The sequence below is a fragment of the Occallatibacter sp. genome (assembly GCF_049582745.1).
Lineage (GTDB): Bacteria > Acidobacteriota > Terriglobia > Terriglobales > Acidobacteriaceae > Telmatobacter.
The window spans coordinates 1-2,060 of sequence record NZ_JBAUUO010000069.1 but is presented as its reverse complement, the minus strand read 5'-3'; the positions used below and the strand labels follow the sequence as shown (position 1 = coordinate 2,060).

At 52.5% G+C, this 2,060-nt stretch carries 1 protein-coding gene; it reads left to right on the top strand.

Annotated features, from left to right (window positions below):
* Positions 1–1,615: 1,615 nt before the first annotated feature.
* Positions 1,616–1,975 carry a response regulator gene (locus WCA10_RS11605; protein ID WP_472822685.1) on the top strand — a complete coding sequence of 120 codons (360 nt, stop codon included), beginning with the start codon at positions 1,616–1,618 and terminating at the stop codon, positions 1,973–1,975.
* The last annotated feature ends 85 nt before the right edge of the window (positions 1,976–2,060 follow it).

The following is a 2,060-nucleotide window of genomic DNA, read 5'->3' as shown; positions in this document are numbered from 1 at the left end:
GAAGCATGGCTGATCCTTTCTTCTCTGAAGGTGGTCCTGACTGGGAACCCACTTCAGAGTAACTGGGGATCAGCCTCCTCAAACATTCCTCGGGTCAAACAGATATCCGCTATTTTGGACAGCAATGTTTAAACCCAGGGCCCCAGGGCTCATCGCAAGCCGTTCTCTGGCCGCCGGCGGGCTGAACAAATTGGAGAGATCTGTAATCGGAGGCATGGGCTCTTCGTCTTTGACAATCCCTCGGCGCGTATTCGGATTTGCGCGAAAATCGCGGTTGGTACTCGCCGCGGAAAGATCAATTTGCCAGGCCGTTTGTAAGGCTTTGCTTCCGCGCTTCAGCGCAGCAGGACGCTGCACGTGGTCCGAATGCCGTCCGGATGTCGGCATGTAACCGCGCTAGGACTCGGAACTCAGCTTGCACAGCTTTCGAATCTCATCAGGTGTCACACGACGCCGATGTTCTACATCCCAAACCCAATCAATATCCAATGGGCGTAGGCCGCAGAGAGCACGTTCTGTGACCCTGTTCGCAAGCCTCCCATCCTTGAAATGAACGTTATATGAGGGAGCGCCACGCGGTCTGTAGTACAGGTCACGAACCATAGACTGGGATTATAGGCCGTTGCCAACTGAGCAATTCTAAACAGTCAGCCATCCCCTCCAAATGTAATAGTCCCAGGATGAACCGCGAAATCCAAATACTAGCAGTCGAGTTGGATGGTCAAGACGGGCTTGTCGTAACGTTTTCGGACGGGACGACTGGCGGATACGTGATTGAGGAGCTACTGGTGCTTAGGCCAATTCGAGAACGAGTGAAAATCAAGAAGAAGATTTTGAATGCCCCTCAAGTAGAAGCGCAACCACGATAATCCGGTAAGTTGTCGAGATTCTCCATGAATTCGATGAGGAATCATGATGGCCGGTAAGCCAGCCCTAGAGGGGCACAACAACCCGCCCGTAACTCCTCACTACAACGTCATGTTCAAAGGCGGTGGGGTGCGAAAGCGAGTGACGGAGCGTTCTCTGCGTGGCCTACGGACGACGGAGATTGATTGGCTCTGGGTCGTTGAACAAAAGCGTCGTGCGACTCCGGAAGAGATTCCGAGGCTGTGCAAGGGTGTTTCCAAGCGTTAGGGCGCAGAGTTTTATGTCTCCTCGCATTTCTTCCGAACTCATCTAGTCCCTCCGTGTGTCACGCTACGGAAGATTGAAAAGGACTTTCCGACGCAAGCGGTTGTCTTCGTCCGCGCTCAGGTTGACGGCTACGAAGTCGCCTGTCTCTCTGGCGAGAACCGTGTAAAACCTACCCTCCCGCATTCTTGTTCCATGTTCCGATTATCTTGCCGATTCCACGTTGAAGTCGCTCCAAGACGTGCGGATCGCAAACATGTTCCTGTTCAAATAGCGAAAATTCAGCTTCATCTTTAACAGTCGCAATTGTTTGGAAGCATCGTGGGCAGATAGAGTCGGCTCAACTCTCCGAAGAAGATTGCAATCGTTTTGCCAACCGGGAGGGTTCCGGCACCCCAATGCGAGCAACTCGACAACCATTTCAGTCCGTCCAACCCCTCCATAGGGCGTGCACATGTTTGCAATCTCAGGAGAAGACCGCAAATTGAGTGTCCTTGTCGTCGATGACGAGGAACTTGTGGCCGATTCTCTCGTTCAAATTCTGAACATGTCTGGGTATTCCGCCTATTCCCTATACAGCGGCGCTGCCGCAATCACACGTGCAACAGAAGAGCCCTTTGATGTGCTCATTATCGATGTCGTAATGAGCAAAATCACAGGCATTGATGCCGCCATTGAAATCTGCAAATCTCTTCCGAACTGCAAAGTGCTGCTTGTGTCCGGGAACGAGAAGTCTGCTGACCTGTTGAAAGATGCCAACGAACGGGGACACGATTTTGAAATCTTGCCAAAGCCCGTCCATCCGTCATGTATGGTCCGCCGCCGTTTTGCAAGCGAAGAATGAGGTTTGGCGGAATGGTCTGCGCACATGTATACGGCCTTTGATTGGAGGATGACCTCCTGGCCTGGATGGAATGCGCTGCGCCCTC